Source organism: Ramlibacter sp. (assembly GCF_028292805.1).
In the GTDB taxonomy this organism is placed as follows: Bacteria; Pseudomonadota; Gammaproteobacteria; order Burkholderiales; family Burkholderiaceae_C; genus Ramlibacter.
Window position 1 is genome coordinate 1 of the sequence record NZ_JAQGLS010000065.1, and the last position, 3163, is coordinate 3163.

Genomic DNA, 3163 nt, shown 5'->3' on the forward strand with positions numbered 1-3163 from the left:
GGCTGCGCCCGGCGCCGCCCGCCCGGCCGGCTCTGCCGCCGCGGCGCCAGCCTCCGCCGCTTCCGCCCCGGCTTCCGCCGCTTCGAAGAGCTGAGTCGCACGCATGGCCAAGTTCTTCATCGACCGCCCGATCTTCGCCTGGGTGATCGCCCTGTTCATCATCGTGATGGGCAGCGTCGCCATCACGCAGCTGCCGATCGCGCAGTACCCGCCGGTGGCGCCGCCCGCCATCGTGATCTCCGCCGCGTATCCGGGCGCCTCCGCGCGCACGATGGAAGAGAGTGTCATCTCCGTCATCGAGCAGGAGATGAACGGCTCGCCCGGCCTCATCTACATGGAGTCGGTGACGCAGGCCAACGGCAGCGGCCAGATCACCATCAGCTTCCAGCCCGGCACCAATCCCGACCTGGCGCAGGTCGACGTGCAGAACCGCCTTTCGCGGGCTACGCCGCGCCTGCCGGCGGCCGTCACGCAGCAGGGCGTGCGCGTGGAGAAGTCGCGTTCCAACTTCCTGCTGTTCACGATCCTGTCGTCCGAGGATCCGGCCTTCTCGCCGGTCGACCTGGGCGACTACGCTTCGCGCAGCGTGCTGCCCGAAATCCAGCGCATCCCCGGCGTGGGGCAGGCGCAGCTGTTCGGCACCGAAGCCGCGATGCGCGTCTGGATCGATCCGGAAAAGCTGGTCGGCTTCAACATGTCGGCCGCTGAAGTCGTCGCCGCCATCCGTTCGCAGAACGCGCAGGTCTCCTCCGGCTCGATCGGCGAATTGCCGAACGTACCGGGCCAGGGCATCGCCGCCACGGTGGTGGTGAGCGGCCAGCTCACCAGCGTCGAACAGTTCCAGAACGTGGTGCTGCGCGCCAACCCCGACGGCTCCACGGTCAAGCTCAAGGACGTGGCGCGGGTGGAGCTCAACGCGCAGAACTACGCCACCGCCGCCCGCCTGAACGGCAAGCCGTCCGCCGGCATCGGGGTGCAGCTAGCGCCCAGCGGCAACGCCCTGGAAACCGCGGACGCCGTGCGCAAACGCATGAGCGAGCTCGCGCCCTATTTCCCGCGCGGCGTGAAATGGGAGATCCCGTACGACAGCTCACGCTTCGTGCGCATCTCGATCCGGCAGGTGGTGGAGACGCTGCTGGAAGCCGTCGCCCTGGTGTTCCTGGTGATGTACCTGTTCCTGCAGAACTGGCGCTACACCATCATCCCGACGCTGGTGGTGCCGGTGGCCCTGCTCGGCACCTTCGCCTCATTGCTGGCGCTGGGCTTCTCGATCAACGTGCTCACCATGTTCGGCATGGTGCTGGTCATCGGCATCGTGGTCGACGACGCCATCGTGGTGGTGGAGAACGTCGAGCGGATCATGAGCGAGGAGGGGCTGCCACCGCGCGAGGCCACCCGCAAGGCCATGGGCCAGATCCAGGGCGCCATCATCGGCGTGACCGTGGTGCTGATCTCGGTGTTCACGCCGCTGGCGTTCTTTGCCGGCTCCACCGGCAACATCTACCGGCAGTTCGCCGCCGTGATGGTCGCGTCGATCGGCTTTTCCGCCTTGATGGCGCTGTCGCTCACGCCGGCGCTGTGCGCCACCCTGCTCAAGCAGGTGGAGCCGGGCCATCACGTGGAAAAGCGCGGCTTTTTCGGCGCCTTCAACCGCTTTTTCACCCGCACCGCCCACGGCTACGAGGGCGTCGTCGCGCGCATGCTGCGCAAGGCGCCGCGCTTTCTGATCCTCTACGGCATCATCGGCGCCGTCGCCGTGCTGCTGTACACGCGGCTGCCGACCTCGTTCCTGCCAGCCGAGGACCAGGGCAACATGCTGGTCAACGTGCAACTGCCGCCAGGCGCCACCATCGAGCGCACCCAGAAGGTGATGGAGCAGGTCGAGGGCTGGGTGCTCAAGCAGCCCGAAGTGCAGAGCATGGTCAGCGTGCTGGGCTTCTCGTTCTCGGGCCAGGGCCAGAACGCGGCGCTGGCGTTCGTGACGCTCAAGGACTGGGACCAGCGCGAAAAGGAGAGCGAGTCGGCGCAGGCGTTGGCGGGCCGCGCCTTCGGGGCGCTGTCGGGCATCCGCGACGCCTTCATCTTCCCGCTGTCGCCGCCGCCGATTCCGGAGCTGGGGGCGGCGTCGGGCTTCACCTTCCGCCTGCAGGACCGCGGCGGTGCCGGCCGCGACGAGCTGATCGCGGCGCGCAACCAGCTGCTCGGGCTGGCGGCGCAAAGCAAGGTGCTGACGCAGGTGCGTCCGGACGGCCTGGAAGACGCGCCGCAGCTGCAGCTGGAGATCGACCGCGAGAAGGCCAACGCGCTGGGCGTGTCGTTCGACACCATTAACGCGACGCTATCGACCACGCTGGGCTCGGCCTACGTCAATGACTTTCCGAACCGCGGCCGGCTGCAACGGGTGATCGTGCAGGCCGACGCGCCGGCGCGGATGCAGCCGCAGGACCTGCTGCGCCTGAACGCCATCAACCGCGAAGGCAAGGCGGTGCCGTTCGCCGCCTTCGCCACCACCCACTGGGTGACGGGCGCGATGCAGACAGTGCGCTACAACGGCTATCCGGCCATGCGCATCTCCGGCGCGCCGGCGCCGGGCTCCAGCACGGGCGCCGCGATGGCCGAGATGGAAAAGCTGGCGGCGCAGCTGCCGGCGGGCTTCGGCTACGAGTGGACCGGCCAGTCGCGTGAGGAAAAACTGGCCGGGGCGCAGTCGCTGATCCTGTATGGCTTCGCCATCCTGGCGGTGTTCCTGTGCCTGGCGGCGCTGTACGAAAGCTGGTCGATCCCGCTGGCCGTGATCCTGGTGGTGCCGCTCGGTGTGCTGGGCGTGCTGCTGGCGACGCTGTTGCGCGGCTATGCCAACGACGTCTACTTCCAGGTCGGGCTGATCACCATCATCGGCTTGACGGCCAAGAACGCCATCCTGATCATCGAGTTCGCCAAGGACCTGCAGGCGCAGGGCAAGGGCGTGGTCGAGTCGGCGCTGGCGGCGGCGCACCTGCGGTTCCGCCCGATCGTGATGACCTCGATGGCCTTCGGCCTGGGCGTGCTGCCGCTGGCGATCGCCACCGGCGCCGGCTCGGCCAGCCAGCGGGCCATCGGCACCGGCGTGCTGGGCGGGATGCTGACCGGCACCGCGCTGGCGGTATTTTTCGTGCCCATCTTC

The 3163-nt window shown here is 68.5% G+C and carries 1 protein-coding gene; it reads left to right on the forward strand.

All coding sequences use genetic code 11. The annotated features are described in order from the left end of the window. Positions 1-103 precede the first annotated feature (103 nt). Positions 104-3163: efflux RND transporter permease subunit (locus tag JWP65_RS03405; protein WP_299760353.1), on the forward strand; the 3060-nt coding region annotated here is incomplete at its 3' end.